At 56.6% G+C, this 25,066-nt stretch carries 21 protein-coding genes; 16 read left to right on the forward strand and 5 right to left on the reverse strand.

The annotated features are described in order from the left end of the window. The first annotated feature begins 16 nt into the window (after positions 1-16). Complete coding sequence (locus tag P9J57_RS18160) at positions 17-1,585, forward strand: ABC transporter substrate-binding protein (RefSeq protein WP_064373059.1); 1,569 nt, start codon at positions 17-19, stop codon at positions 1,583-1,585. Between the two features lie 91 nt (positions 1,586-1,676). Continuing rightward, positions 1,677-3,179: a helicase HerA-like C-terminal domain-containing protein gene (locus tag P9J57_RS18165; RefSeq protein ID WP_013024409.1), complete on the forward strand. Its 1,503-nt coding sequence runs from the start codon at positions 1,677-1,679 to the stop codon at positions 3,177-3,179. Positions 3,180-3,211: 32 nt separating this feature from the next. Here the strand turns inward: P9J57_RS18165 and P9J57_RS18170 are convergent, their stop codons facing one another. Continuing rightward, positions 3,212-3,706: a hypothetical protein gene (locus P9J57_RS18170; RefSeq protein ID WP_014606710.1), complete on the reverse strand. Its 495-nt coding sequence runs from the start codon at positions 3,704-3,706 to the stop codon at positions 3,212-3,214. Positions 3,707-4,310: 604 nt separating this feature from the next. Between P9J57_RS18170 and P9J57_RS18175 the strand changes: the two genes are divergently transcribed. The 3 genes from P9J57_RS18175 to P9J57_RS18185 all read left to right on the forward strand — a co-directional run bounded on the left by P9J57_RS18175 (position 4,311) and on the right by P9J57_RS18185 (position 7,522). Further along, entirely contained in the window at positions 4,311-4,616 is a 306-nt protein-coding gene (locus P9J57_RS18175; protein WP_014606711.1) for a helix-turn-helix domain-containing protein, read from the forward strand. Beyond that, the gene (locus P9J57_RS18180) at positions 4,613-5,863 is read left to right on the forward strand and encodes a type II toxin-antitoxin system HipA family toxin (RefSeq protein ID WP_028715988.1); all 1,251 of its coding nucleotides are present in this window, start codon (positions 4,613-4,615) and stop codon (positions 5,861-5,863) included. Before P9J57_RS18175 ends, P9J57_RS18180 begins: the two co-directional genes overlap by 4 nt. Before the next feature lie 369 nt (positions 5,864-6,232). Continuing rightward, positions 6,233-7,522, forward strand: coding sequence for a DUF445 domain-containing protein (locus tag P9J57_RS18185; protein WP_013024407.1), 1,290 nt, complete (start codon positions 6,233-6,235; stop codon positions 7,520-7,522). 345 nt (positions 7,523-7,867) lie between these two features. On the opposite strand, the gene P9J57_RS18190 is transcribed toward P9J57_RS18185, so the two are convergent. Beyond that, positions 7,868-8,713 carry a BtpA/SgcQ family protein gene (locus P9J57_RS18190; protein ID WP_028715987.1) on the reverse strand — a complete coding sequence of 282 codons (846 nt, stop codon included), beginning with the start codon at positions 8,711-8,713 and terminating at the stop codon, positions 7,868-7,870. A 29-nt stretch (positions 8,714-8,742) separates the two neighbouring features. Here P9J57_RS18190 and P9J57_RS18195 point away from each other — a divergent pair, with 29 nt between their 5' ends. Then, on the forward strand, positions 8,743-9,624 hold the full coding sequence (locus P9J57_RS18195; protein WP_028715986.1) for a ribokinase: 882 nt from the start codon (positions 8,743-8,745) through the stop codon (positions 9,622-9,624). Here P9J57_RS18195 and P9J57_RS18200 read toward each other — a convergent pair. Further along, a complete protein-coding gene (locus tag P9J57_RS18200; protein ID WP_014606714.1) occupies positions 9,617-10,567 on the reverse strand; it encodes an ABC transporter substrate-binding protein in 951 nt (316 codons plus the stop codon). The genes P9J57_RS18195 and P9J57_RS18200 overlap by 8 nt on opposite strands. Positions 10,568-10,892: 325 nt before the next feature. On the opposite strand from P9J57_RS18200, the gene P9J57_RS18205 reads away from it, so the two are divergent. From P9J57_RS18205 to P9J57_RS18235, 7 genes are all read left to right on the forward strand, one after another. Continuing rightward, on the forward strand, positions 10,893-11,915 hold the full coding sequence (locus tag P9J57_RS18205) for a LacI family DNA-binding transcriptional regulator (protein WP_028715984.1): 1,023 nt from the start codon (positions 10,893-10,895) through the stop codon (positions 11,913-11,915). Between the two features lie 376 nt (positions 11,916-12,291). Next, a complete protein-coding gene (locus P9J57_RS18210) occupies positions 12,292-13,038 on the forward strand; it encodes an ATP-binding cassette domain-containing protein (RefSeq protein ID WP_028715983.1) in 747 nt (248 codons plus the stop codon). 22 nt (positions 13,039-13,060) lie between these two features. Continuing rightward, positions 13,061-14,062 (forward strand): ABC transporter permease, encoded by a 1,002-nt coding sequence (locus P9J57_RS18215; protein WP_026021094.1) that lies wholly within the window; start codon positions 13,061-13,063, stop codon positions 14,060-14,062. 3 nt (positions 14,063-14,065) lie between these two features. Further along, positions 14,066-15,145, forward strand: coding sequence for a phosphotriesterase family protein (locus P9J57_RS18220; protein WP_013024400.1), 1,080 nt, complete (start codon positions 14,066-14,068; stop codon positions 15,143-15,145). Positions 15,146-15,157: 12 nt separating this feature from the next. Next, positions 15,158-15,913, forward strand: a complete 756-nt coding sequence (locus P9J57_RS18225; RefSeq protein ID WP_158150548.1) for a glutamine amidotransferase — start codon at positions 15,158-15,160, stop codon at positions 15,911-15,913. Next, on the forward strand, positions 15,913-17,028 hold the full coding sequence (locus P9J57_RS18230; protein ID WP_483279338.1) for a M20 family metallopeptidase: 1,116 nt from the start codon (positions 15,913-15,915) through the stop codon (positions 17,026-17,028). The genes P9J57_RS18225 and P9J57_RS18230 overlap by 1 nt, the downstream gene beginning before the upstream one ends. A gap of 174 nt (positions 17,029-17,202) precedes the next feature. Next, the gene (locus P9J57_RS18235) at positions 17,203-17,553 is read left to right on the forward strand and encodes an SH3 domain-containing protein (protein WP_275233919.1); all 351 of its coding nucleotides are present in this window, start codon (positions 17,203-17,205) and stop codon (positions 17,551-17,553) included. A 153-nt stretch (positions 17,554-17,706) separates the two neighbouring features. On the opposite strand, the gene lptG is transcribed toward P9J57_RS18235, so the two are convergent. After that, positions 17,707-18,783: an LPS export ABC transporter permease LptG gene (lptG, locus tag P9J57_RS18240; protein WP_014595186.1), complete on the reverse strand. Its 1,077-nt coding sequence runs from the start codon at positions 18,781-18,783 to the stop codon at positions 17,707-17,709. Then, complete coding sequence (gene lptF / locus P9J57_RS18245; RefSeq protein WP_013024393.1) at positions 18,783-19,883, reverse strand: LPS export ABC transporter permease LptF; 1,101 nt, start codon at positions 19,881-19,883, stop codon at positions 18,783-18,785. The genes lptG and lptF overlap by 1 nt, the downstream gene beginning before the upstream one ends. 267 nt (positions 19,884-20,150) lie before the next feature. Between lptF and pepA the strand changes: the two genes are divergently transcribed. The 3 genes from pepA to P9J57_RS18260 all read left to right on the forward strand — a co-directional run bounded on the left by pepA (position 20,151) and on the right by P9J57_RS18260 (position 25,051). Further along, positions 20,151-21,662 carry a leucyl aminopeptidase gene (gene pepA / locus P9J57_RS18250; RefSeq protein WP_483279339.1) on the forward strand — a complete coding sequence of 504 codons (1,512 nt, stop codon included), beginning with the start codon at positions 20,151-20,153 and terminating at the stop codon, positions 21,660-21,662. A gap of 69 nt (positions 21,663-21,731) precedes the next feature. Next, entirely contained in the window at positions 21,732-22,190 is a 459-nt protein-coding gene (locus tag P9J57_RS18255; RefSeq protein ID WP_013024391.1) for a DNA polymerase III subunit chi, read from the forward strand. 5 nt (positions 22,191-22,195) lie between these two features. Further along, the gene (locus tag P9J57_RS18260; RefSeq protein WP_483279340.1) at positions 22,196-25,051 is read left to right on the forward strand and encodes a valine--tRNA ligase; all 2,856 of its coding nucleotides are present in this window, start codon (positions 22,196-22,198) and stop codon (positions 25,049-25,051) included. The last annotated feature ends 15 nt before the right edge of the window (positions 25,052-25,066 follow it).

Raw genomic sequence — 25,066 nt, forward strand, 5'->3', positions numbered from 1 at the left:
ATTAAGGATAACCGCTATGCGCAAACCGCTGCTCCTGCTTACCGCCCTTGCTCTCTCCTCTGCCGCCCACGCGGCAACGCCGAAAGATACGTTTGTGGTCGCCGTGCCGCTGGATGGCATTATCAGTTTCGATCCGGCAGAAAGCTTTGAAACCGTCAGCAACAGCAGCCTGCGTAATATCTATCAGACGTTACTGGAGCCGGATCATAACGATCCGCAGAAGCTGGCCCCGCTGGCAGCCCTACGCTGGCAGGCGGGCAAAACCCCGCACAGCCTGGTATTTGACCTGAATCCGCAGGCGCGTTTTGCCAGCGGCAATCCGTTAACGGCGCAGGACGTGGTGTTCTCCTTTACCCGCGCGGTGAAGCTGAACAAAGCGCCCTCGTTTATCCTCGGGGAATTTGGCTGGACGCCGGAGAACATCGATCAGCAGTTCAGCGTCATCAACGATCATCAGCTGGAGCTGCGCTGGCCGGCAGAGATCGGGCAGGATCTGGCCCTGCGCCTGTTGACCGCGCCGGTCTCCTCCATCGTTGACAGCAAGCTGGCGCAGTCACATGCCGCCAATAACGACTTCGGCAATGGCTGGCTGAAAACCCACTCGGCGGGCAGCGCGGCCTACGCAATCAAGCAGTTCGTGCCCCTGCAGGCGCTGGTGCTGGAGGCCAATCCCAACAGCACCCAGAAAGCGCACCTGAAACGGGTGCTGCTGAAAGGCGTGGCCGATCCGGGCACCCGTCGGCTGCTGATCCAGCAGGGTGATGTGGATGCGGCGTACCAGCTGGGGCCGGATCAGCTTGCCTCGCTGAAAAGCGATCCCAACGTGCACATTGCCGCCTTTCCCTCCAGCCTGATCTACTATCTCGGCTTTAACACAAAAAGTACGCAGCAGCCTGCGCTGGGCAACCCGGCCTTATGGCAGGCCGCGCGCTGGCTGGTGGACTACGACAGCCTGGCGAATCAGCTGCTGAAGGGGCAATATCGCGTACACCAGAGCTTCCTGCCCCAGGGCTTTGACGGCGCGCTGGAGACCAAACCGTTCCACTATGATGTCGAGAAGGCCAAAGCGATTTTAGCCAAAGGCGGTATTAAGCCCGGCGCGCATATCGCGCTGTCGGTGGTGAATCAGCCGCCTTATATCGATATTGCCCAGGCGCTGCAGTCGAGCTTTGCGAAGGCGGATGTAAATCTGGATATTCAGCCGGTGGCGGAATCCGAGCTGTGGAGCAAGATGCGCAGCCGCAACTTTGAATCCATCTTTACCTACTGGGGCGCGGACTACATCGATCCCAATACCAACGCCAGCACCTTCGCTTATAACGTGCCAAACGGCAGCAAAACCTTGGCCTGGCGCGTAGGCTGGGATATTCCGGAGCTGAGCGCCCTGACGCGCAAAGCCGCCGGAGAAAGCGATGCCGCCAAACGCCGGGCCGATTACGTCTCGCTGCAACAGCAGCTTCAGCAGAACTCGCCTTACGTGGTGATGCTGCAGGGCGAGGTGCAGGTGGCGCTGCGCAAGAACGTGACGCACGCGCAACAGGGGATTGGCGTCACGCTGCTGAATTTTGAAGAGGTGGAGAAGTAAATTTCAGGGCGGCAGCACGCAATATTCACTCACGTCTGCCGCCCCGCTGGCTATGCTTAACGCATGACTGACTGTTTATGAGTGCCGCGCTATGACCGCTCCCCTGCTTATCGCCCAAACCCCTGACGTTCAACTGCACCTGCTGCCGCAGATGGCAAACCGACACGGCTTGATCACCGGTGCCACCGGCACGGGCAAAACCGTGACGCTGCAAAAGCTGGCGGAATCCTTCTCTGCCATCGGCGTGCCGGTGTTTATGGCGGATGTGAAAGGCGATTTAACCGGCGTGGCGATGGCAGGCCAGAGCAGCGAAAAGCTGCAGGCGCGGCTGGCCAACATCGGTGTGACCGACTGGCAGCCAACCAGCAGCCCGGTGGTGCTGTGGGATATTTTCGGTGAGAAAGGCCATCCGGTGCGTGCGACGGTGTCGGATCTGGGGCCGCTGATGCTGGCGCGGCTGCTGAACCTGAACGAGGTGCAGAGCGGCGTGCTGCAAATCATCTTCCGCATTGCCGACGATCAGGGCCTGCTGCTGCTGGATTTTAAAGATCTGCGCGCCATGACGCAGTACATCGGCGATAACGCGAAAAGCTTTCAGACGCAGTACGGCAACATTAACAGCGCCTCAGTAGGCGCGATCCAGCGCGGACTGCTGGCGCTGGAGGAGCAAGGCGCAGAGCACTTCTTTGGCGAGCCGATGCTGGAGATTAGCGACTGGATGCGCGTTGACAGTAACGGCAAAGGCGTTATTAACATCCTGTCGGCCGAGAAGCTGTATCAGATGCCCAAACTTTACGCGACCAGCCTGCTGTGGATGCTGTCAGAGCTGTATGAACACCTGCCGGAAGCGGGCGATCTGGATAAACCGAAGCTGGTGTTCTTCTTTGATGAGGCGCACCTGCTGTTTAACGAGGCGCCGCCGGTGCTGCTGGAGAAGATTGAGCAGGTAATCCGCCTGATCCGCTCCAAAGGCGTAGGGATTTGGTTTGTGACGCAGAATCCGGCGGACATTCCCGACAGCGTGCTGGGCCAGCTGGGCAACCGGGTGCAACATGCGCTACGCGCCTTTACCCCGCGCGATCAGAAAGCCGTGAAAACCGCCGCCGAAACCCTGCGCGCCAATCCGGCGTTTACGACCGTGGAGGCGATACAGGCGCTGGGCACCGGCGAAGCTCTGATCTCCTTTCTGGATGCCAAAGGCAGCCCGTCGGTAGTGGAGCGGGCGATGGTGATTGCACCCGGCTCGCGCATGGGGCCGGTGAACACGGACGAGCGCAACGGGCTGATCAACCATTCTCCGCTGTCGGGCAAGTACGACACAGAAGTTGATCGGGAATCGGCTTACGAACGTCTGCAACAGGGCGTGCAGGCCGCCAGTGACAAGGCCAATGCGCCCGAAGCCAAAGGCAATGCGGTGGCAGTGGATGACGGCATTCTGGGGGGATTAAAAGACATTCTGTTTGGCAGCACCGGTCCGCGCGGCGGCAAGCGGGATGGCGTGGTGCAAACCATGGCAAAAAGCGCGGGGCGTCAGATTACTAACCAGATCGTTCGCGGCGTGCTGGGCAGCCTGTTTGGCGGACGTCGTCGGTAAAATACGGTGGCAGCCGGGCTGCCACCTCAACGCTACTTGTGTTTCCAGCTGGTGGACACCGGATTGGTGACGGTGTTCTTTTCCTGGGTGTAGGTGCCGTTTTGCTGGGCAATCGCCTCGCCGGTATCAACAATCGCGTTCTGAATAAACACGTTCTGCTTGTCGCCGCGCACAAAGGTCAGCTGATGGAAGGCGGTTTTGTTGCCCCAGTCGGTGGAAGGCAGCGAGATAAAGCGCACCGTGAAGGTCTCATCATCAAACTTACCCTGCATCACGTAAACGCCGTAGTGGTTTTCGCCCTGCGAGATGATTTTATAGGTGCCGTTGTCGTAGTAATAAATTTCGGCATCGGGGAAGGGTTTTTTGTCGTACATTTTACGGTAATGCAGCACCTGCTTAATGGTGGGCTGCCCGAAGCTGACGGTCAGGTTTTTACCATCTTGCGAGGTGGTCAGCCCTTCCGCCTGCGCGGATACGCCACTCATTAACATCAACAGACTTGCGGTTGCCGTTGCGATTGCTTTCACGTGAATTCTCCTGGTCTGGTTCCATGGATAGGGTGCGTCAACAAATTGAGATACCGCACAGTGCATTGCGGTTGAGCCCAGAGTAAATTGAACAATTAATGCAAATAAGCCACTCAAGAACATCCACTTTCTTAACAAATTTTCCACGACATGCGCCAGTCGTGCGCTAAATCTGAGTGACAAGCGCCGGATAAAGCGTGCTATGGGTGCGCTGCTGCGAGGATAACCAATAGCAATTTTGCAGGGCGTTAACGATCAGAAATGTCGCATACTTTCACCATGTCTGACATGCATCCCCGTGGCTATCGCCATCATGAAACGGTAATGGCCAGGCTATCCACTGCCACGCTCGCTTTTTCCCCCTGCGCTCCGCATTGATAATGAGCTTAACGATATACGCTGAACTGACATTTCTATGACAGTTCTGCGCTTTTACGTACAGAAATCAGGTTGGGGTGATGTTCTCGCTACCCGCTCAGAGGCATAAATTATGCGAATTCGCGTTGAAAGGGTCAAAACGAAGATTGATTGTACAACTTCAAAAAAGGGACTATATTCCCATCATTGAACCAAAATTGGGAATTTAGTCCCGGATGATAGGTTGATGGCAAAACGAGATTTGCACAATGTGTTGTTTCCCAGGCAACGCAAAATCCTCATGCACTTTGGTGAGGATTTGCTATTGGCGATGAAACGCCGTGGCTTCACTAAAAAATTGCTATGCGAGCGAACCGGTTTTGATCATAAGACGATAAACAAGGCCTTCGCAGGCGATCCGGGCGTTGCCATTGGCACCTATTTAAAAATCATGGCCGTGCTGGGAATGGAAAACAATTTTGCAGAAATGGCGGCTCACGATGAGGTCGGTATTAAGCTGCAAAACATTAAACTGCTGGAAGGTTCAAAATGAGTCGTGAAAGCATTGAGGTCTATGCAGACTGGCAACCCATAGAGAAACCTTTATTGCTGGGCCACCTTTCTTACAGTGATTCCAGTCGTGGCGGTGTATTCAGCTTTTCATATGACAACACATTTTTAACCTCTCCCCACCGTTTGCAAATCGATCCTATGCTGACGCTTCACTCAGGGGAACTCTACAACGACGAAGCAAATAAAAACTTCCGCGCTTTTCTCGATTCGTCACCCGATCGCTGGGGGCGTATTTTGATGCAGCGTCGCGCAGCGATTGAAGCGCGTAAGGGCATGCGGGCGAATAGTCGACTGACTGAGCTGGATTATCTTCTGGGCGTACATGATGCTTATCGAATGGGCGGTATTCGATTCAGGAAATCAGGATGCGATGATTTTCTGGATAACAACAGTGATTTTGCCGCCCCGCCAATCGCGGCGCTGCGAGAATTAGAGTATGCCGCCCTACAGATTGAAAAAGATGAAAATATTGATAGTGATGAATATTACGCCTGGTTGAAAATGCTGATTTCACCGGGGTCATCATTAGGCGGAGCAAGGCCAAAGGCCTGTGTGGCCGATGAGAATAACCAGCTGTGGATCGCCAAGTTTCCCAATACCACAGACACCTGTGACATCGGTGCATGGGAGATGGTGTGCCATCAGTTGGCCATCGCGGCTGGCGTTAATATGTCTCCTGCCGAAATCAGGCGGTTTTCATCAACACACCATACCTTTTTAACTCGCCGCTTCGATCGCGAGGGTGAAAAGCGGATTCATTTTTCATCGGCAATGACACAGCTTCACTACTATGATGGTGAGCAGTCGCAGGGGGCCAGTTATTTAGAAATCGCCGAATTTCTCTCCACTCAGGGCGCGCAAACAAAAGCCGATTTAGCCCAGCTATGGCGCAGAATCGTGTTGAATATTGCCGTATCGAATACTGACGACCATCTGCGCAATCACGGTTTTTTGCTCACACGGCAGGGTTGGACGTTATCACCGGCTTATGACGTAAACCCGATTGTCGGCAAGCAAGGGCTTCATCTCAATATTAATGATTCAGACAACGCGCTCGATTACCGACTCGCTTTTGAGGTAAAAGATTTCTTCAGGCTGTCACAGAGTGACGCAACGAAAATCTACGATGAGGTGCTGAGCGCGGTGAAGTCGTGGCGACATGTTGCTAAGGGCTTAGGCATTGGCCGGGCCGAGCAAGCCCTACAGGAATCGGCATTCAACGTCTGACATCATAATGGGAATTTATTCCTATTAGGTAGCGATAAATGGGATTATAGTCCTTTTTTTTGTCGACAATGTACCTCACTTCCCAGCGTCAGTGCGCTGCTGGAGACCTGATTCGTTTCGGCTGCCCGCCGCCGGTTAACCCGTGATTTAACCCTGATCCGTTTCGTGCATTGAATCCTGTTTCTAATGCCGGGCACCTGATTCACGAAAGCCGTTATCCTGGGGATAAACTTTGGTGTGATTCATCTCACTACTCATCTACTTTGTCGCAAATTTACTGCGTTAAACAAGCCCCATTCTGATCGGGGTAACACGGGCGCAAACCGGCATTTTATACTTAATCATCAGGCAAGCTGCTAAGATCAGGACATGGATAAACAACGTGAACTAAAACGGACCAAACGTCTGGCGCTGTCGCTGCTGCTGCTGGCTGCCGCTACCTTTGTGGTTACCCTGTTTCTGCCGCCCAACTTTTACGTCAGCGGCATCAAAGCCATCGCCGAAGCCGCGATGGTCGGCGCGCTGGCTGACTGGTTTGCGGTGGTGGCGCTGTTTCGCCGCGTACCGGTGCCGTTTATTGCCCGTCATACGGCGATCATCCCGCGCAATAAAGATCGCATCGGGGAGAATCTGGGCCGCTTTGTGCAGGAAAAGTTTCTGGATACCGATTCGATGCTGAATCTGATCCGCCGTCACGATCCCTCGCAGATGCTGGCCACCTGGCTGAGCGCGCCCGGCAATGCCGATCGGATCGGTCGCCACCTGCTACAGGTCATGCGCGGCTTTCTCGATCTGACCGATGACGCGCGCATCCAGCACTTCATGCGCCGCGCGGTGCATAAGGCGATCGACAAGGTGGATCTCAGCCAGAGCGGCGCGCTGATGCTGGAAAGCCTGACCAAAAATAACCGACATCAGGAACTGCTGGATGCGGCGGTCGAGCAGTTGCTGCGGCTGCTGCATAAGCCCAGCACCCGGGAATTTATCGCCAGCCAGCTGGTGCGCTGGCTGAAGCGCGAGCACCCCATCAAGGCCAAAATGTTGCCGACAGAATGGCTGGGAGAGCACAGCGCAGAGCTGGTTGCCAACGCGGTGGATTCCCTGCTGGATGACGTGGCGCTGGATCAGGGCCACGAGCTGCGGCTGGGCTTTAATCGCGCGGTGGATCGCCTGATCGAAAAGCTGAAAAACGATCCCGAGATGGCCGAGCGCGCCGAGGTGATCAAAGGCTGGCTGAAAGACGATCCCACGCTGAACCGCTATATTGGCGAGCTGTGGGGCGATCTGCGCGACTGGCTGAAAGCGGATCTCAACAGCGAGGCGTCAAAAGTGCAGGACAAGGTCCGTCAGGCGGCCCTGTGGCTGGGCGAAACCCTGGCCGCCGATGAAGGACTGCGTAGCTCCATGAATCAGCATCTGGAAGACGCCGCCCGCAGCGTCGCGCCAGAATTCGCGGCGTTCCTGACGCGCCATATCAGCGACACGGTGAAAAGCTGGGATGCGCGCGATATGTCGCAGCAGATCGAGCTGAATATCGGTAAGGACCTGCAGTTTATCCGCATCAACGGCACGCTGGTGGGCGGCACCATCGGCCTGATTCTCTACCTGCTGTCGCAGATTCCGGCGGTGCTGCCGGTGGTGAAAGGCTGGCTGGCCTGACGTAACCGTTCTGCTTTTTCGAACCCTGTGATTAAAGGGAGGTGAATATCACCTCCCTCAGGTGCGGCCTGAACGTGATTTACCTGAAGGAGTTCACGATAATTTCAAGCAGTTGCAGTAGTGCAACCATGAGCTTAAGAAATACGCGAGCGATTTCTATCCATCTCATACGCTGGCTCCTGTGGTCAGGAGCACTTACAGCCTGCGACCCTTTCCGCTGCCTGTAACAGGCTGATTAGGTTGATAATGCAGGATGTGCACCGCACGTAACCGTGCTTACGTAAACAAAAAACCTCGCCTCACCCGCGGGGTTTTTTGTTGCCTGTGGCTGACGCTAAACAGCGGCTAGGCCTTATCCAGCGCCGCCTGCGCCACGGCCATAAAGTGTTTAACCCTTTCCAGATCCACATCGTTCCACCAGACGCCGTCCACCTTGAGCGCGCTGGCGACAATCACGCCCTGGGTGCGGCCCAGGATCTGGCAGACATTGGTAGGCGTGACGCCCGACCCCACCAGCAGCGGTAAGGCGGTGGCGGCGCGGATCTCGTCGATTTCGTCCAGGGTGGCGCTGTCGCCGGTACGCTGCCCGGTGGCGATCACGGCGTCCGCGTCAAAGAAGTCAACGTCGCGCGTCAGTTCCTGAATGGAGCGGTCGGCCACTATCGCATGGCTGCCGTGTTTAACATGGCTGTCGGCAAACACCCGAATATGTTCGGCACGCAGCTGGCTGCGGTAGCGCAACGCTTTGGCGGCGGCCCCTTCAATAAAGCCTTCATTGGCGATGTAAGCATTCGCCCACTGGTTGACGCGGATAAAATCCGCCCCGCCCGCCAGCGCGGTGGCAAAGGCCGGCAGCGCCGCGTTCGCCAGCACGTTAATGCCCAGCGGCACGCCAAACCGTTCGCGCACTTTTTCCGTGATAACCGCCATCAGGGCCGACGTTTCCGGGCCAATATCCTCGGGTTTTGAAAACGGAATATCGCCGTGGTTTTCAATAATCAGGCCATGAACGCCGCCGCAAATATAATTTTCCGCATCGCGCAGGGCACGCTCTGTTATCGCCTTGACTGATTTCCCCCGGTATTTAGGCGAGCCGGGAAACGGGTCACAGTGAATCACGCCAATGACCGCTTTGGGGCGGGAAAATATCGCTTGTATTGCATCATTTTTTTCTGCTGATATAGCAACCATCTTGTCTTTATCCTGTTCAGGGAAACACTATGCGTGTTTATGTGGCCGGAAATATCACTGTCGATGAAACCTGGAGCATTGCCGATATTCCTTTAAAAGGCGCATCGGTTCATGGAAATAAAGTTTCGCAGGATATCGGCGGTAAAGGCGCGAATCAGGCGATTCTGTTATCCCGCTGCGGCATAGAAACCCATTTAATTGCCGCGACGGGCAAAGACAGCAATGGAATAACTCTTCGCCAGCAGCTCACTCTGGAGCCGCTTTATTTTATGCCCGCTGAACCGGTTCATCCCTTTAGCGATACCTCGCTTATTCTCAACAGCGCCGACGGCGACAACGCCATTATTACCAGCACCGGGGCAGCCGATGCGTTGAGCATTGATATCATCAGTGCACATCTGGCCGCGGCACGCGCTGGCGATGTCCTGGTGCAGCAGGGCAACTTCTCGCCGGAGAAAACCCATGCGCTGTTCCAGCTGGCGAAGTCGCGTGGCCTGATCACCGTCTTTAACCCTTCGCCGGTCCATGCCGGGTTCAGTGCCTGCTGGCCGCTGGTGGATATTGCCGTGGTGAATCAGCACGAAGCCCGGCAGTTGCATCCTGAAGCGGTTAAAACGTTAGTGGTTACTCACGGTAGCGCGGGTGCCTGGCTGATTCAGGGCGACCGCCGCGAGTTTTGCCCTGCCACGCCCGTCGAGGCGCTGGATACCACCGGCGCGGGCGATACCTTTCTTGCCGTCATGCTGGCGTCGGCACTCAGGCGCCAGGTTCAGATTGATAAGTTAGCACTTACTCACGCCAGTCAGGCCGCCGCCATCACGGTGAGCCGTCGCGGCACGCTGAGTGCCTTCCCCTCCGTCAACGAACTCGCCGCACTGCTGAGTGCAGGCGGCGAGTCAGGCGTTACTTAAACATCGCGCGGTAGCTGTCCACGTTGGCTTTGGTGACGACCGTCGCCGGTACCAGAATGGTTTTCGACACGGTTTTGCCGGACGTCACCGCGTTCAGGGCTTTGACCGCCTCTTCACCCATTTTTTTCGGATCCTGCTGCAGGACGGCGGTGACATAACCGTTATCGATACCGGTGATCGCCTTTGACGTCAGATCCCAGCCGAACACCTTGATGTCTTTCTGCCGCCCCTGGTTCTCTACGGCCGCAATCGCGCCCAGTAACGCCGGTTCACCAGTGGCATAGATGGCCGTCAGGTCCGGGTTGCCGGTGATCAGGTTCTCTGCTGCCGTCATCGCGGTGTCCTGCACGTTCTGGCCATCCACCACGTCCGCGACGGTAATGCCAGGATTGCTCTTAATGGTGTCTTCAAAGCCTTTCTGACGCTGGTTTTGCACGGCTGAGTTCAGCGCGCCCACAATGCCCAGCCGCGCTTTGCCGCCCATATTTTTCGCCACGTAATCGACAAAATATTTGCCGATAATCTTACCGCCTTCCAGGTTATCCACGCCCACCTGCGCCGCCTGTGGGCCCGCCGGTAATACCGCATCAATCGCAATCACCGGTATTTTGGCGGCGGCCGCTTCTTTAATCGCAGGCATAATGCCGTTGACGTCAATCGCGTCCACCATAATGCCCTTCACGCCCTGCTGAATATAATTTTCGATCGCGTCGTTTTGCGATACGGGATTATCGTTGGCGTTGAAGATCACTAAATTTTTACCGCTGGCTTTCGCTGCCTCCTGCGCACCCTGATTCATCTGATTAAAGAACAGGGCCTGCTGGTTGATCTGTACCAGCGCATAAGTTGGTGCTGCATGAGCCAAAGTAAAAAACGAACCCGCTGCCAGTAAGCCCGTTGCCAGCGCAACAGAACGCAGTTTTCTGGTGTTAAATGCCATCATCTTAAAATTCCTCGTCGGGAATGTGCGATAACCAGTCGATCTCCGCATCGAAATGCAGAGGGATTATTGTTGGCGGGCAAATATCGTGTGAATGGCTTATTCAGCCTGAACCTGAATAACCGCGTTTCTGCTCACTGTCCATTATGGTGAACACCTGAAACGGGCTAAGCCGGTGTGGGAGTGACTCCCGGGTAATGCGGTAAACTGTCTCTACCATTCTCTTCCGCTCAGATTTTGTCAAGCGATTATTTTATCGCCAGGGGCAGCGCAAAAATACTGTATCCGGCGCGCGTAACTGTGTTACAGATAGCCGATTCTGGGCAAGATGGCTGTGGATATGATTAAAAAACGGGTGCTGTTATCCGACGTAGCGACGCTGGCCGGGCTGTCAAAAGCGACCGTATCCCGCTATATGAATCAAAGCATTATGCTGCCGCAGGACACCATCGACCGCATTGAAGCCGCCATTCGCCAGCTGGATTATCGCGGCAACAGCCTGGCGCGCCGCCTGAGCAAAGGCGGCAGTGAAACCTTAGGACTGGTCCTGCCCGATATTACTAACCCTTTCTTCGCCGAACTGGCGGACGCGGCGGAAGAAGCCGCTTCGGCCTGTGGCTACAGCCTTGTGCTCTGCATCACCCGCAACCATCCCGGCAAAGAAAGCCAGTTTATCCGCTGGCTGGATACCTGCCAGGTGGATGGTTTGCTGTTTACCACCAACCACCCGGATAACGGGCTGCTGCGTAAGGAAATTAACCGTCACCAGCGTATTGTGCTGCTGGATGAAGATATTCCCGGCAGCAGAGTGCCAAAGGTGTTCGCCGATAACGTGCAGGGCGGGCGCATTGCTACCGAAAAGCTGATCGCCGCCGGTCATCGTCATATCGCGTTTGTTGGCGGGCCGGATGAGCTGATGAGCGTGCGCGAACGCTATCAGGGCTTCTGCACCGCCATGGCGCAGGCGGGCCTGACCGTGCCGCCTGAATGGGTGATGTACGGCGAATACCAGCGTGAGTTTGGCGAACAGGCGCTTCAACACCTGTTCAGCCGGCCGCACCGCCCAACCGCCGTGTTTGCCGCCAGTGACTATCTGGTGCTGGGCTTGCTGGATGGCCTGCGCGCACGCGGGTTACAGGCTCCCGAGGCGCTGTCGCTGGTGGGATTTGACGACGCCACCTATGCCGATTTTACCCAACCCCGCATTTCCACCATCCGCCAGCCCGCCCGGGAACTGGGCCGCACGGCGGTTCACATTATGCTGCGCATCCTGAATAACGAGCCCGATATTCCCCCTGAAACCCGCCTTGCGGTGGAATGGGTGGCGCGCGATTCGATACGAATGTGTTAACAGCGTCCCAAAATGGCGCAAAAGTGCACAACTTTAGCGCAAATAACGCGCTTTTTAATTTCTTCGCGTTATAGTTAGTAAACCGGTTTACCAAAAATTAACATTTAAACGTGTTTAAAAACAACGTGTTAAACCGGATGTGTACTGCCTGTGTTGCAGGCTGGCACGGATGCTGCAATGACGTATCTGGCAAGAAAATATCGTTACAGCGGTTGTTCAGAGATTATGTATGAGGGCTTTATCTGGCAGGTAAACCGGTTTACAAGGGCGTAAACCGTGCACGATAAAGTTTTTTTATCTCTGTTCAGCTTTTCCCGTTAGTGGTGATGGGAGTTATCGAATGCAGCAATCACAAACTGCCCCGGCACGGGTAGAGATGGTGAATATAACCAAAACCTACGGCGCGATACGTTCCCTGCGCGGCGTGAACTTACAGCTGGCGCCCGGCGAAGTGCTGGGCCTGGTGGGCGATAACGGCGCGGGCAAGTCCACGCTGACCAAAGTGCTGTCTGGCGCGGTGGTGCCCACCAGCGGCACGATCCGCATTGACGGTGAAGAGCAGCAGTTCAACAATCCGGCGGATTCTCGCCGCTGCCATATCGAAATGGTTTATCAGGACCTGTCGCTGTGCGACACCGTGGATGTGGCGGGCAACCTGTTTATGGGGCGCGAGCCGATGAAATCGATCCTCGGCATTCCGTTTCTTGATGAAGAGAAAATGCACGCTGATGCGCGCGAAATGCTGAAAGGCCTGGGCATTTCCATTCCTGATACGCGTTTGCTGGTGCGCAATCTGTCCGGTGGACAGCGTCAGGCGATTGCCATTGCACGCGCGGCCGCCTTCGATCCCAAAGTGCTGATCATGGATGAGCCCACCGCCGCGCTGGCCGTGGCCGAGGTGGAAGCGGTGCTGGAGCTGATTCGTCGGGTATCGGCGCGCGGCGTCAGCGTGATCCTGATTACCCATCGCCTGCAGGATCTGTTCCTGGTCTGCGATCGCATCATGGTGATGTACGAAGGCACCAACGTGGCAGACCGCCGGGTGGCGGACACCGATCTGGGCGAAATTGTGAATTTGATCGTGGGCGAAAAATTTGTCGCCCGCTCTGCGGCGACGCACTGAGCGAGGTAACAGGATGACTATTATGAATCTGAGCGGTTCCCGTATGGCCCAACACTCGTTGCCGCGTCGCCTGCTGCACAATCACTCTGGCGTGGTCAGCATCGCGCTGTTCTTTGTGTTCTGTTGCGTGGTGTTTTCGTTGATCACCGGCAACTTTCTCAGCAGTGCTAACTGGCTCAATATCATTCGCCAGAGCGCGCCTCTGCTGATCGTCGCCACGGCGATGACCCTGGTGATCACCACGGGCGGGATCGATCTTTCGGTGGGATCGACGCTGGCGCTGGTCGGTGCGCTGTCGGCTATTGCGCTGAACAACTGGGGGCTGCCCTGGCCGGTGGTGTTGCTGGGCGGCCTGCTGCTGGGCGCGCTGGTGGGCGCGATCAACGGCTTCTTTATCGCCTATGAGGGCATTCCGGCCTTTATCGTCACGCTTGCCACCTTAGCCGTGGTGCGCGGGGTCGCGCTGCTGATTACCCAGGGCTATTCCATTCCCATTCCTGCCGACAGCCTGTTTGCCTTTATGGGGCGCGCGAAAGTGCTGGGCGTGCCGATGCCGGCGCTGATCGGCATTGTGGTGCTGATTGTCGGCCATATCGTGCTTAATCATATGCGTTTTGGCCGCTATGTCACCGCGATTGGCGCGAATGCCGAAGGTGCGCGCCGCAGCGGGATTAACACCAAAGCCGTGACCATGAAGGTCTATATCATCAGCGGCATGGCTGCCGCGCTGGCGGGCATGATTATCACCGCCCGTCTGGGCAGCGGCTCCTCTAACCAGGGCGAAGGCTTTGAGTTACAGGTGATTGCGGCGGTGGTGCTGGGCAGTACCAGCCTGTTTGGCGGCTTCGGCACCATCATCGGTACATTGCTGGGCGCGCTGTCGATTGCCATTATTCAGAACGGCCTGATTTTGTCGCATATCTCTCCTTTTTACACGCAGATCGCGACAGGTACGATTATTTTGCTGGCGATCTGGCTGAATACCCGCATTCTCAACCCGACCCGCGCGGCGGCAAAAGGATAGCCAATGAAACACTCTATTTTTCGGCATCCGGATCCCCTACCGCTCGGCATTAACAGCGGCTATGTCATGACGGTGCTGGGGCCGCTGCCGGTCAGTGAGATGGGCGTGACGCTGATGCATGAACACATTCTGCTGGATGCGTCCGGCAAGTGGGTGCCGCCCTGCTGCTGTGGCGATCGCCATTTAGCGGAAATGCCGGTGAGTATGGAAAACCTGGGCGAACTGTCGCTTAACCCGTTAATCAGCCGCGATAATTGTCAGCTGTTCGATGTGGATCTGGCGATTGAGGAGCTGATGAAGTTCCGTGCTCTCGGCGGTGACACGGTTGTCGATCCTACCAATATCGGCATCGGGCGGGATCCCAAGGCATTGCAGCGCATCGCCCGCCTGACCGGGCTGAACATCATCATGAGCACCGGCCTGTACCTGGAGCCTTCGCATCCGGAATGGGTGAAAACGATTAGCGTCGAGGCGTTAGCTGACAAGCTGATTTACGACCTGGGCGGCCGGGAAGAAAAACCCGAGGTACTAGCCGGGTTGATCGGTGAGATCGGCGTGTCCAGCCGCTTTACCGCCAGCGAGGAAAAATCCCTGCGGGCGGCGGGCCGGGCCAGTGCAGCAACCCGGGTGCCGATTGAGGTGCATCTGCCCGGCTGGGAGCGGCTGGGGCACAAGGTGCTGGATATTCTTGAACACGAAGGGGCCGATCTGCGCCACGTGGTGCTGTGCCACATGAACCCCAGCTTTGCCGACAAGCGCTATCAGCGTGAACTGGCCCAGCGCGGTGCATTTCTGGAATACGACATGATCGGCATGAGCTATTACTACGCCGACGAGTCCGCGCAGTCACCGTCCGACGAAGAGAACGCCCGCGCCATCCGCGAACTGATCGATGACGGCTTTATTGAGCAGATTTTGCTGTCCCAGGACGTGTTCCTGAAAACCATGCTGACCCGCTACGGCGGCCACGGCTATGGCTACATCCTTAAACATTTTGTTCCGCGCCTGAAACGCCACGGCGTCAGCGGCGAACAACTTGAAACCTTACTGATTGCTAACCCACAGCGCGTTTTTGGTGGGTAAGGGAGAACCGTAATGCAGAAGAAAATTTTACTGGTCGGGGAATCCTGGACCAGCACGTCCGTTCACGTTAAAGGCTTCGATCAGTTTGCCACCGCCACCTGGCACAATGGGGCAACCGACTTTATGGCGGCGCTGGCTGACAGCGACTATGCCATCACCTATATGCCCGCGCACGCGGCGGCGACCGAATTTCCGCTGACGCTGGCCGGGCTGCAAGCGTGGGACGCGATCATTCTGTCGGATATCGGCGCGAACACGTTACTGCTGCATCCGGATACCTGGCTGAAGAGCCAGCGCACAGCGAACCGTCTGATGCTGATCCACGACTATGTGGCGGCGGGCGGTGCCTTGATGATGATCGGCGGCTACTTCAGTTTTCAGGGCATCAACGGCGGCGCGCGCTATCGCAACACGGCGGTCGAGAAAGTGCTGCCGGTACGCTGCCTGGCCTGGGACGACCGCATCGAAACGCCCGAAGGCTCTTATCCGAGCGTCACCGAATCCCACGCGCTGTTTACCGACATGCCCGACGAATGGCCGTGGTTACTGGGCTATAACGAAGTGGAAATGCACCCTGAAGGCAAACTGCTGGCAACCATTGCCGGCACCGCGCATCCGTTGCTGGCGGTGCGCGAATATCAGCAGGGCCGCTCGCTGGTGTGGACCAGCGATATGTCTGCCCACTGGTTGCCGCAGGAATTTGCCCAGTGGCAGGGTTATCGCCAGCTGTGGATCAACTGTCTTGACTGGTTAACGGTTCGTCACTGATGGCCCTTACCCGCACGGCGGATCTGGCGTTACAGCTGATCCGCTTTGATACCCTCAATCCACCAGGTAACGAAGCCGCCTGCATGATATTTTTTGCCGGCTGGCTGGAGGAAAACGGCTTCGAGGTCACGCTGTCATCCTTCGGCGAAGGACGCCATAACCTGATAGCCCGCCTTAGCGGCGAGCAGGCCGGACCTGCGCTGGCCTTTACCGGCCATCTGGATACGGTGCCGCTCGGTAACGCCGACTGGCAGCACAGTCCCTTTGGCGAGATCGTCGACGATCGGCTCTATGGCCGGGGATCGAGCGATATGAAAGCGGCCGTTGCCGCCTTTGCCGTGGCCTGCGTTACGCACCAGCAGGCCATTCGCCAGGGGCCGGGCGTGGTGCTGCTGATTACCGGCGGTGAGGAAACCGGCTGCGACGGCGCGCGGGCGCTGATCGATACCGCTGAACTGCCCGAGGTGGGCGCGCTGATCGTTGGCGAACCCACCGCGAACTATCCGGTTATCGGCCACAAAGGCGCACTGTGGCTGCGCTGTGAAACACGCGGTAAAACCGCGCACGGCGCGATGCCGGAGCTGGGCATCAATGCGATCTACCTGGCGGCCGATGCGCTGGGTAAAATTCAGCATTTTTCCCCCGGCGCGCCGCACCCGCTGATGAAACAGCCCACGATCAACGTCGGGCGCATCACAGGCGGCCTGAACATTAACTCCGTGCCTGACCGCACGCAGTTTGACGTGGATATTCGTAGCGCGCCCAATCTTCAGCACGCCACCATCCGTCAGCAGCTCAGCACCTTACTGGGCGAAAGTGTGACGATATCTACGCTGGTGGACCTGCCCGCAGTGCTCAGTGAAGGCGATCACGCATGGATTCAGGCGGTTTATCAACGATGCCAGCCATTGCATGATGCGCCGCTGGTGCCGCGCATTGTGCCCTACTTCACCGATGCGTCGCTGCTGTTGCCTGCGCTGGGCAATCCGCCCTGCATTATTCTGGGCCCCGGCGAGCCATCGATGGCGCACCAGACCGATGAATATTGCCTGCTGAGTAGGTTAGCCGAGGCGGAGACGCTTTATGGTGCGTTGATTTGTGACGGGGTGCGATGACCTGTGAAGCGGTATTCTCCTGAAAGGACGGCCGGGTGAAGGCGATCTGCCCTACAAGGTCGGCAACAATGCGGGGATGGTGTCGGTGATGTAGACGCGCTGCTGGCACGCCGCCCGGTAAACCCGATTTAGCTGTCTGTTAAAGCTGTTCGTAAGATGGCAGGAGAAAAAATCATGAGAACCCAGGCCGTGGTCACCGATGAATACAGGTCGGCATTCCCCGAACCGATTACGATTAAGGCTGACGAGATCGCCGTGGTGAGCCACTGCGATCTTGAATGGCGAGGATGGATATGGATCACGCTGCCCGATGGCAAAGCGGGCTGGGCGCCAGAGCAATACTTTTTGCCACTGAGCCCAAATGAGGTTGTCTGTCTGGAAGACTATAGGGCACAGGAGTTAACCGTCCTTCCCGGTGAGTCGGTGGTAGTGACGCACGCGCTTAACGGCTGGTACTGGGCTGAGAAGCCTTCTGGGGAAAATGGATGGGTTCCTCAGGAATGCCTTACCTTTCTAGATCGATAATCCAGTCTGTAAAACATCAGGGCAACCGGATGCACCTTTACTGGCACGTGACGATCGCCACCGCATCAGGCGGTGAAATTCAGGCGTTCGATTCGTCACCGACACCAGCCATAAAAAAAGGCCGCATCGCGCGGCCTTTCTGACTGTCAGCATCTATCGCCGTTTTATCAGCATAAACAGACTGATGGCAAAGAAGGCAAAGCTTGGCAGTATCGCGCCGAAAATCGGCGGCAGACCATAAACCAGGCTGAGCGGGCCAAAAATCTGATCCAGTACGTAGAACAGGAAGCCGAAGCTGATCCCGGTGACCACGCGCACGCCCATGGATACGCTACGCAGCGGACCAAAGATAAACGACAGCGCCATCAGCATCATGACCGCTACGGACAGCGGCTGGAAGATTTTGCTCCACATGTTCAGCCGGTAACGGCCAGACTCCTGACCACTCTGCTTCAGGTATTTGCTGTAATCGTAGAGGCCGGTAATCGACAACGCATCCGGATCCAGCGCCACAACGCCCAGTTTGTCTGGGGTCAGGCTGGTTTTCCACTCGCCAGTCAGGCTTTGTGAGCCGGTGATTTGTTTCGGATCGGTCAGATTCGATTCGTCCACCTGAGACAGCACCCACAACTTCTTGTCTTTATTCCATTTCGCCGTTGCAGCATAGCGGACGCTCTGTAAACGGCGATCGTCAGTGAAGTTGTAAATGCTGACGCCGTCAATTTCATCGTCGCCTTTAACACGTTCAATGTAGATGAAATTGTTGCCGTCTTTGGCCCACAAACCGCTCTGCGTCGACACCAGCGCGCCACCATAGAGCTGCTGCGCACGGAAGTTACGCGCCATCTGCTCGCCCTGAGGGGCGACAAACTCGCCGATAGCCATGGTCAGCAGCACCAGCGGAATCGCCGTTTTCATCACCGACAGGGCCACCTGCATGCGGGTAAAGCCCGCCGCCTGCATGACCACCAGTTCACTACGCTGCGCCAGCGTTCCCAGCCCCAGCAATGCACCTAACAGGGCCGCCATTGGGAAGAAGATTTCGATGTCTTTTGGCACACTCAGCAAGGTGTAATAACCTGCATCCAGCGCGCTGTAGGCACCCTGTCCGGTTTTACGCAGCTGATCGACGAACTTGATAATGCCGGACAGCGAGACCAGCATAAACAGCGTCATCAGGATGGTATTAAATATCGTTTTACCGATATAACGATCGAGAACGCGAAACATCAGACCGATCCTCCGCGTGTAAAGCGCGCACGAATTCGACGCATCGGCACGGTATCCCACAGGTTAAGCACGATCGCTAACGCCAGATAACTAATATTCACCACCCACATCCAGATAGCCGGATCGAGGCGGCCTTTCGCCCCGCTTGAGCGCAGCGAACTCTGCAGCAGGAAGAAAATCAGGTACAGCAGCATCGCGGGCAGCATCGAGAGCACGCGTCCCTGACGCGGGTTGACCACGCTGAGCGGCACCACCATCAAGGCCATGACCAGCACGGCAAAGACCAGCGTAATACGCCAGTGAAGCTCAGCCCTGAATTCAGGCGTTTTGTTCGATAACAGCGTAGCAAACGTGGCCTGGTCTACATCGTTAGGATCCAGCGTAGCCTGCTTATAACCTACGTAAGCCTGGTAGTTAGTGAAGTCGGTGATGCGGAAATCGCGCAGCAACGCCGTTCCCTCAAATCGGGTCCCTTTATCCAGGGTCACAATCTGTGAGCCGTCTTTCTTCTGTTCCATGTGCCCGCTGTCGGCCAGCACCACGGAAGGCCGCGCATTCCCTTTTGGCCGCAGTTGGGCCAGGAAGACGTGACCAAACTGATTGCCTTTGACGTTCTCAAGGAACAGCACGGCGCTACCGTCGCTGGAGGTCTGGAACTGTCCCGCAGCCAGAGCAGCCGCACCAGGGTTCGCTTTAGCGTTTTGAGTGACCTGTTCCTGATAGCGCGACGACCAGGGGCCAAGCCAGATGACGTTAACCGCAGCCACCACCGAGGTGAACAGCATCAGCACCATCGCCGCTTTGACCAGCACCGCCTTACTCAGGCCGCAGGCATGCATAACGGTAATTTCACTTTCCGTATACAGCCGCCCGAGCGTCATTAAAATCGCCAGAAACAGGCTTAGGGGCAAAATAAGTTGTGCCATTTCAGGCACGCCGAGTCCTAACAGCGTCAGAACAAGGTTTGTCGGCACTTCGCCATCCACCGCAGCCCCTAAAATCCTCACCAACTTCTGACAGAAGAAGATCAACAGCAGGATAAACAGGATAGCCAGCTGGCTTTTGAGCGTTTCCCGAACCAGATATCTAATAATGATCACGCTTAATACGCCTGTGAAAACTTGTCTTTTTGCAGGAAAATCGCTAATTTCAACGCTTATTAGCCATTTTTCTTCATAAATGGCCGTCGTCGACGCTAGAAATGTATGGTAATCGCGTTTGGGTGATGAAAAAACAACATCTTGTCACCCTGATCCATTATGACCTCCAGCAGCATGTGTCTTAATGCTTCGCTTAATAAATGGGTCACGAATGCGCTACATTCTAGCGGCAGCAGCGGCCGTTGTCTTTAAGATTCAGGAGAGTGCATGGAGTTCAGTGTAAAAAGCGGTAGTCCGGAAAAACAGCGCAGTGCATGCATTGTAGTTGGTGTTTTCGAACCGCGTCGTCTGTCACCGATTGCCGAGCAACTGGATAAGATCAGCGACGGCTATATCAGCGCCCTGCTGCGCCGCGGTGAACTGGAAGGCAAAGTGGGCCAGACGCTGCTGCTGCATCATGTGCCGAATATCCTGTCAGAGCGTATTCTGCTGATTGGCTGCGGTAAAGAGCGTGAGCTGGACGAGCGCCAGTATAAGCAGGTGATCCAGAAAACCATCAACACGCTGAATGACACTGGCTCGATGGAGGCCGTGTGCTTCCTGACAGAGCTGCACGTCAAAGGGCGTAATACCTACTGGAAAGTACGTCAGGCCGTCGAAACCTCGAAAGAGGCGCTGTATAACTTCGACCAGTTGAAGAGCAACAAAGCGGAGCCACGTCGTCCCCTGCGTAAGCTGGTGTTTAACGTGCCGACGCGCCGTGAGCTTACCAGCGGTGAGCGCGCCATTCAGCACGGGCTGGCGGTGGCCGCCGGTGTGAAAGCGGCAAAAGATTTGGGCAACATGCCGCCTAACATTTGTAATCCTGCTTACCTGGCATCTCAGGCGCGCCAGCTGGCGGATGCCTACAGCAAAAACATCACGACCCGCGTGATTGGCGAGCAGCAGATGAAAGAGCTGGGCATGAACGCCTACCTCTCGGTGGGCGCGGGATCGCATAATGAATCCCTGATGTCGGTCATTGAGTACAAAGGCAACCCGGATACCGACGCGCGTCCGATTGTGCTGGTTGGCAAAGGGCTGACGTTTGACTCCGGCGGTATCTCCATCAAGCCTGCGGACAGCATGGATGAGATGAAGTACGACATGTGCGGCGCGGCCTCGGTTTATGGCGTGATGCGCATGGTCGCCGAACTGAATCTGCCGCTGAACGTGGTGGGCGTGCTGGTCGGCTGCGAGAACATGCCGGACGGCAAATCCATGCGTCCAGGCGACGTGCTGACCACCATGTCCGGTCAGACGGTTGAAGTGTTAAATACCGATGCTGAAGGCCGCCTGGTGCTGTGTGATGCGCTGACCTACGTGGAGCGGTTCGATCCGGAAGTGGTGATTGACGTTGCCACACTGACCGGCGCCTGCGTCATTGCCCTGGGTCATCACGTCAGCGGACTCTTGTCGAACCACAATCCGCTGGCGCATGAACTGATTGGTGCCTCGGAGCAGTCTGGCGACCGCGCCTGGCGTTTACCGATGGCCGATGAGTATCAGGAACAGCTGGAATCCAATTTTGCCGATATGGCGAACATTGGCGGCCGTCCGGGTGGGGCGATTACCGCCGCTTGCTTCCTGGCCCGTTTTGCGCGCAAATATAACTGGGCGCATCTGGACATCGCCGGTACAGCCTGGCGTTCAGGCAAGGCCAAAGGCGCCACCGGTCGTCCGGTGCCGATGCTGTCGCAGTTCCTGTTGAATCGTGCTGGCCTGAACGGCGACGATTGATCGTACGGACCACCGAACCCATCGGGGCGGAGCTTACTCCGCCCTTCTTTTCTTTAAACAGGCAATTCGATGAAAAACGCAACCTTCTACGTGTTGGAAACCGATGCATCCAGCGATGGCTTAAGCGCCGTTGAAGCGCTGGTGTGCGATCTGGCGGAAACACGCTGGCGGGCCGGTAAGCGGGTGCTCATCGCCTGTGAAGATGAGCAGCAAGCCATTCGGCTTGATGAGGCGCTGTGGCAGCGCCCCGCCAACGCCTTTGTGCCGCACAATCTCGCCGGGGAAGGTCCGCGCTACGGCGCACCGGTTGAGCTGGCATGGCCGCAGCGTCGGGGCAATTCGCCACGCGACCTGCTGATCAGCCTGCTGCCGCAGTTCGCAGATTTTGCTACTGCTTTCCATGAAGTGATAGACTTCGTTCCTTACGAAGACGCTCTCAAACAGCTGGCGCGCGATCGCTACAAAGCGTATCGCAGCGTTGGCTTCCAATTGAATACGGCAACGCCGCCACAGCCGCAAACGACATAGCAGAAATGGATAAGACATATAACCCGCAAGATATCGAGCAGCCGCTTTACGAGCATTGGGAAAAGCAGGGCTACTTCAAACCGAATGGCGACACCAGCCAGGAAAGCTTTTGCATCATGATCCCGCCGCCGAACGTCACCGGTAGCTTGCACATGGGTCACGCCTTCCAGCAAACCATCATGGACACCATGATCCGCTACCAGCGCATGCAGGGCAAAAATACCCTGTGGCAGGCCGGTACCGATCACGCAGGCATCGCCACCCAGATGGTGGTTGAGCGCAAGATCGCCGCAGAAGAAGGCAAAACCCGTCAGGATTACGGTCGCGATGCGTTCATCGACAAAATCTGGCAGTGGAAAGCTGAATCGGGCGGCACCATCACCCGCCAGATGCGCCGCCTGGGCAACTCGGTTGACTGGGAGCGCGAGCGTTTCACCATGGACGATGGCCTGTCTAATGCGGTGAAAGAAGTGTTTGTGCGCCTGTACAAAGAAAACCTGATTTACCGTGGCAAGCGCCTGGTGAACTGGGATCCGAAGCTGCGTACGGCAATCTCTGACCTGGAAGTGGAAAACCGCGAGAGCAAAGGCTCAATGTGGCACATCCGCTATCCGCTGGCCGATGGCGCGAAAACCGCCGACGGTAAAGATTATCTGGTCGTCGCGACCACCCGTCCGGAAACCCTGTTGGGTGATACCGGCGTGGCGGTAAACCCGGAAGATCCGCGTTACAAAGATCTGATCGGTAAATTTATCATGCTGCCGCTGGTTAACCGCCTGATTCCTGTGGTGGGCGATGAGCACGCCGACATGGAAAAAGGCACCGGCTGCGTGAAAATCACCCCGGCGCATGACTTTAACGACTACGAAGTGGGCCGTCGTCATAAGCTGCCGATGATCAACATCCTGACCTTCGACGGCGATATCCGTGAAAGCGCCCAGGTTTATGACACCAACGGCGAAGCCAGCACTGCTTACAGCGACGCGATTCCTGCTGATTTCCAGAAGATGGAGCGTTTTGCCGCCCGTAAGGCCATCGTGGCTGCGGTAGACGAGCTGGGCCTGCTGGAAGAGATCAAACCGCATGATCTCACCGTGCCTTATGGCGACCGTGGCGGCGTGGTCATCGAGCCGATGCTGACCGATCAGTGGTACGTGCGTACGGCACCGCTGGCAAAAGTCGCGGTTGAAGCGGTTGAGAATGGCGATATTCAGTTTGTACCGAAGCAGTACGAGAACATGTACTTCTCCTGGATGCGTGATATTCAGGACTGGTGTATTTCCCGTCAGCTCTGGTGGGGCCACCGTATTCCGGCCTGGTATGACAACGACGGCAACGTTTATGTGGGTCGTACCGAAGACGAGGTTCGCGCCGAGAACAACCTGGCCGCCGATGTGGCGCTGCGTCAGGACGATGACGTGCTGGACACCTGGTTCTCATCAGGCCTGTGGACCTTCTCGACGCTGGGCTGGCCGGAGAATACCGAAGCCCTGCGCACCTTCCACCCCACCAGCGTGCTGGTGAGTGGCTTCGACATCATCTTCTTCTGGATTGCCCGCATGATCATGCTGACCATGCACTTCATCAAAGATGAAAACGGTAAGCCGCAGGTGCCGTTTAAAACCGTCTACATGACCGGTTTGATTCGCGACGAAGAAGGCCAGAAAATGTCGAAATCCAAGGGCAACGTGATTGATCCGCTGGATATGGTTGACGGCATTTCGCTGGAAGATCTGCTGGAAAAACGCACCGGCAACATGATGCAGCCGCAGCTGGCGGAAAAAATCCGCAAGCGTACCGAGAAGCAGTTCCCGAACGGCATTGAGCCATCAGGTACCGATGCCCTGCGCTTTACGCTGGCGGCGCTGGCCTCAACCGGCCGTGATATCAACTGGGACATGAAGCGCCTGGAAGGTTATCGCAACTTCTGTAACAAGCTGTGGAACGCCAGCCGTTTTGTGCTGATGAACACCGAAGACCAGGACTGCGGTCAGAACGGCGGCGAGATGACGCTGTCGCTGGCGGATCGCTGGATTCTGACCGAGTTCAACCACACGGTAAAAGCCTACCGTGAGGCGCTGGACAGCTATCGTTTCGATATCGCTGCCAACATCCTGTATGACTTCACCTGGAACCAGTTCTGCGACTGGTACCTGGAGCTGACTAAGCCGGTCATGAACAGCGGCAGTGAATCCGAGCTGCGCGGCACGCGCCATACGCTGGTTCACGTACTGGAAGCGCTGCTGCGCCTGGCGCACCCGATCATTCCGTTTATCACGGAAACTATCTGGCAGCGCGTGAAGGGCCTGAAAAACATCAGCGATGACACCATCATGCTGCAGCCGTTCCCGCAGTTTGATACGGCGAAAGAAGATGCCGAAGCCAAAGCCGACATCGAGTGGATGAAGCAGGCGATCATCGCGGTCCGTAATATCCGTGCGGAGATGAACATCGCGCCCAGCAAGCTGCTGGATGTGCTGCTGCGCGACTGCTCCCAGGCGGCCCAGCGCCGCGTTGAGGCCAACCGTAACTTCCTGTCACGCCTGGCGCGACTCGAAAGCCTGACCATTCTGCCTGCGGGCGAGAAAGGCCCGGTGTCGGTGACCAAAATCGTGGAAGGCGCCGAGCTGCTGATCCCGATGGCGAATCTGGTGGATAAAACCGCCGAGCTGGAGCGCCTGGCCAAAGAGCTGCTGAAGCTGGATGTGGAAATCGAGAAGATCCAGACCAAGCTGGCTAACGAAGGCTTTGTGTCCCGTGCCCCGGAAGCGGTCGTCGCCAAAGAGCGCGAGCGCGTCGCCGAGATGGAACAGTCAAAAACCAAACTGATCGAACAGCAGGCCGTCATCGCCGCGCTGTAATCGTACAGCTTCGTG

The organism is Pantoea sp. nfd-35 (assembly GCF_056892255.1).

Bases quoted from the DNA above. Each gene is read 5' to 3' on its own strand.
- P9J57_RS18160 (WP_064373059.1), top strand. From the start codon at position 17: ATGCGCAAACCGCTGCTCCTGCTTACCGCCCTTGCTCTCTCCTCTGCC.
- P9J57_RS18165 (WP_013024409.1), top strand. From the start codon at position 1,677: ATGACCGCTCCCCTGCTTATCGCCCAAACCCCTGACGTTCAACTGCAC.
- P9J57_RS18175 (WP_014606711.1), top strand. From the start codon at position 4,311: ATGGCAAAACGAGATTTGCACAATGTGTTGTTTCCCAGGCAACGCAAA.
- P9J57_RS18180 (WP_028715988.1), top strand. From the start codon at position 4,613: ATGAGTCGTGAAAGCATTGAGGTCTATGCAGACTGGCAACCCATAGAG.
- P9J57_RS18185 (WP_013024407.1), top strand. From the start codon at position 6,233: ATGGATAAACAACGTGAACTAAAACGGACCAAACGTCTGGCGCTGTCG.
- P9J57_RS18190 (WP_028715987.1), bottom strand. From the start codon at position 8,713: ATGGTTGCTATATCAGCAGAAAAAAATGATGCAATACAAGCGATATTT.
- P9J57_RS18195 (WP_028715986.1), top strand. From the start codon at position 8,743: ATGCGTGTTTATGTGGCCGGAAATATCACTGTCGATGAAACCTGGAGC.
- P9J57_RS18200 (WP_014606714.1), bottom strand. From the start codon at position 10,567: ATGATGGCATTTAACACCAGAAAACTGCGTTCTGTTGCGCTGGCAACG.
- P9J57_RS18205 (WP_028715984.1), top strand. From the start codon at position 10,893: ATGGCTGTGGATATGATTAAAAAACGGGTGCTGTTATCCGACGTAGCG.
- P9J57_RS18210 (WP_028715983.1), top strand. From the start codon at position 12,292: ATGGTGAATATAACCAAAACCTACGGCGCGATACGTTCCCTGCGCGGC.
- P9J57_RS18215 (WP_026021094.1), top strand. From the start codon at position 13,061: ATGAATCTGAGCGGTTCCCGTATGGCCCAACACTCGTTGCCGCGTCGC.
- P9J57_RS18220 (WP_013024400.1), top strand. From the start codon at position 14,066: ATGAAACACTCTATTTTTCGGCATCCGGATCCCCTACCGCTCGGCATT.
- P9J57_RS18225 (WP_158150548.1), top strand. From the start codon at position 15,158: ATGCAGAAGAAAATTTTACTGGTCGGGGAATCCTGGACCAGCACGTCC.
- P9J57_RS18230 (WP_483279338.1), top strand. From the start codon at position 15,913: ATGGCCCTTACCCGCACGGCGGATCTGGCGTTACAGCTGATCCGCTTT.
- P9J57_RS18235 (WP_275233919.1), top strand. From the start codon at position 17,203: ATGAGAACCCAGGCCGTGGTCACCGATGAATACAGGTCGGCATTCCCC.
- lptG (WP_014595186.1), bottom strand. From the start codon at position 18,783: ATGTTTCGCGTTCTCGATCGTTATATCGGTAAAACGATATTTAATACC.
- pepA (WP_483279339.1), top strand. From the start codon at position 20,151: ATGGAGTTCAGTGTAAAAAGCGGTAGTCCGGAAAAACAGCGCAGTGCA.
- P9J57_RS18255 (WP_013024391.1), top strand. From the start codon at position 21,732: ATGAAAAACGCAACCTTCTACGTGTTGGAAACCGATGCATCCAGCGAT.
- P9J57_RS18260 (WP_483279340.1), top strand. From the start codon at position 22,196: ATGGATAAGACATATAACCCGCAAGATATCGAGCAGCCGCTTTACGAG.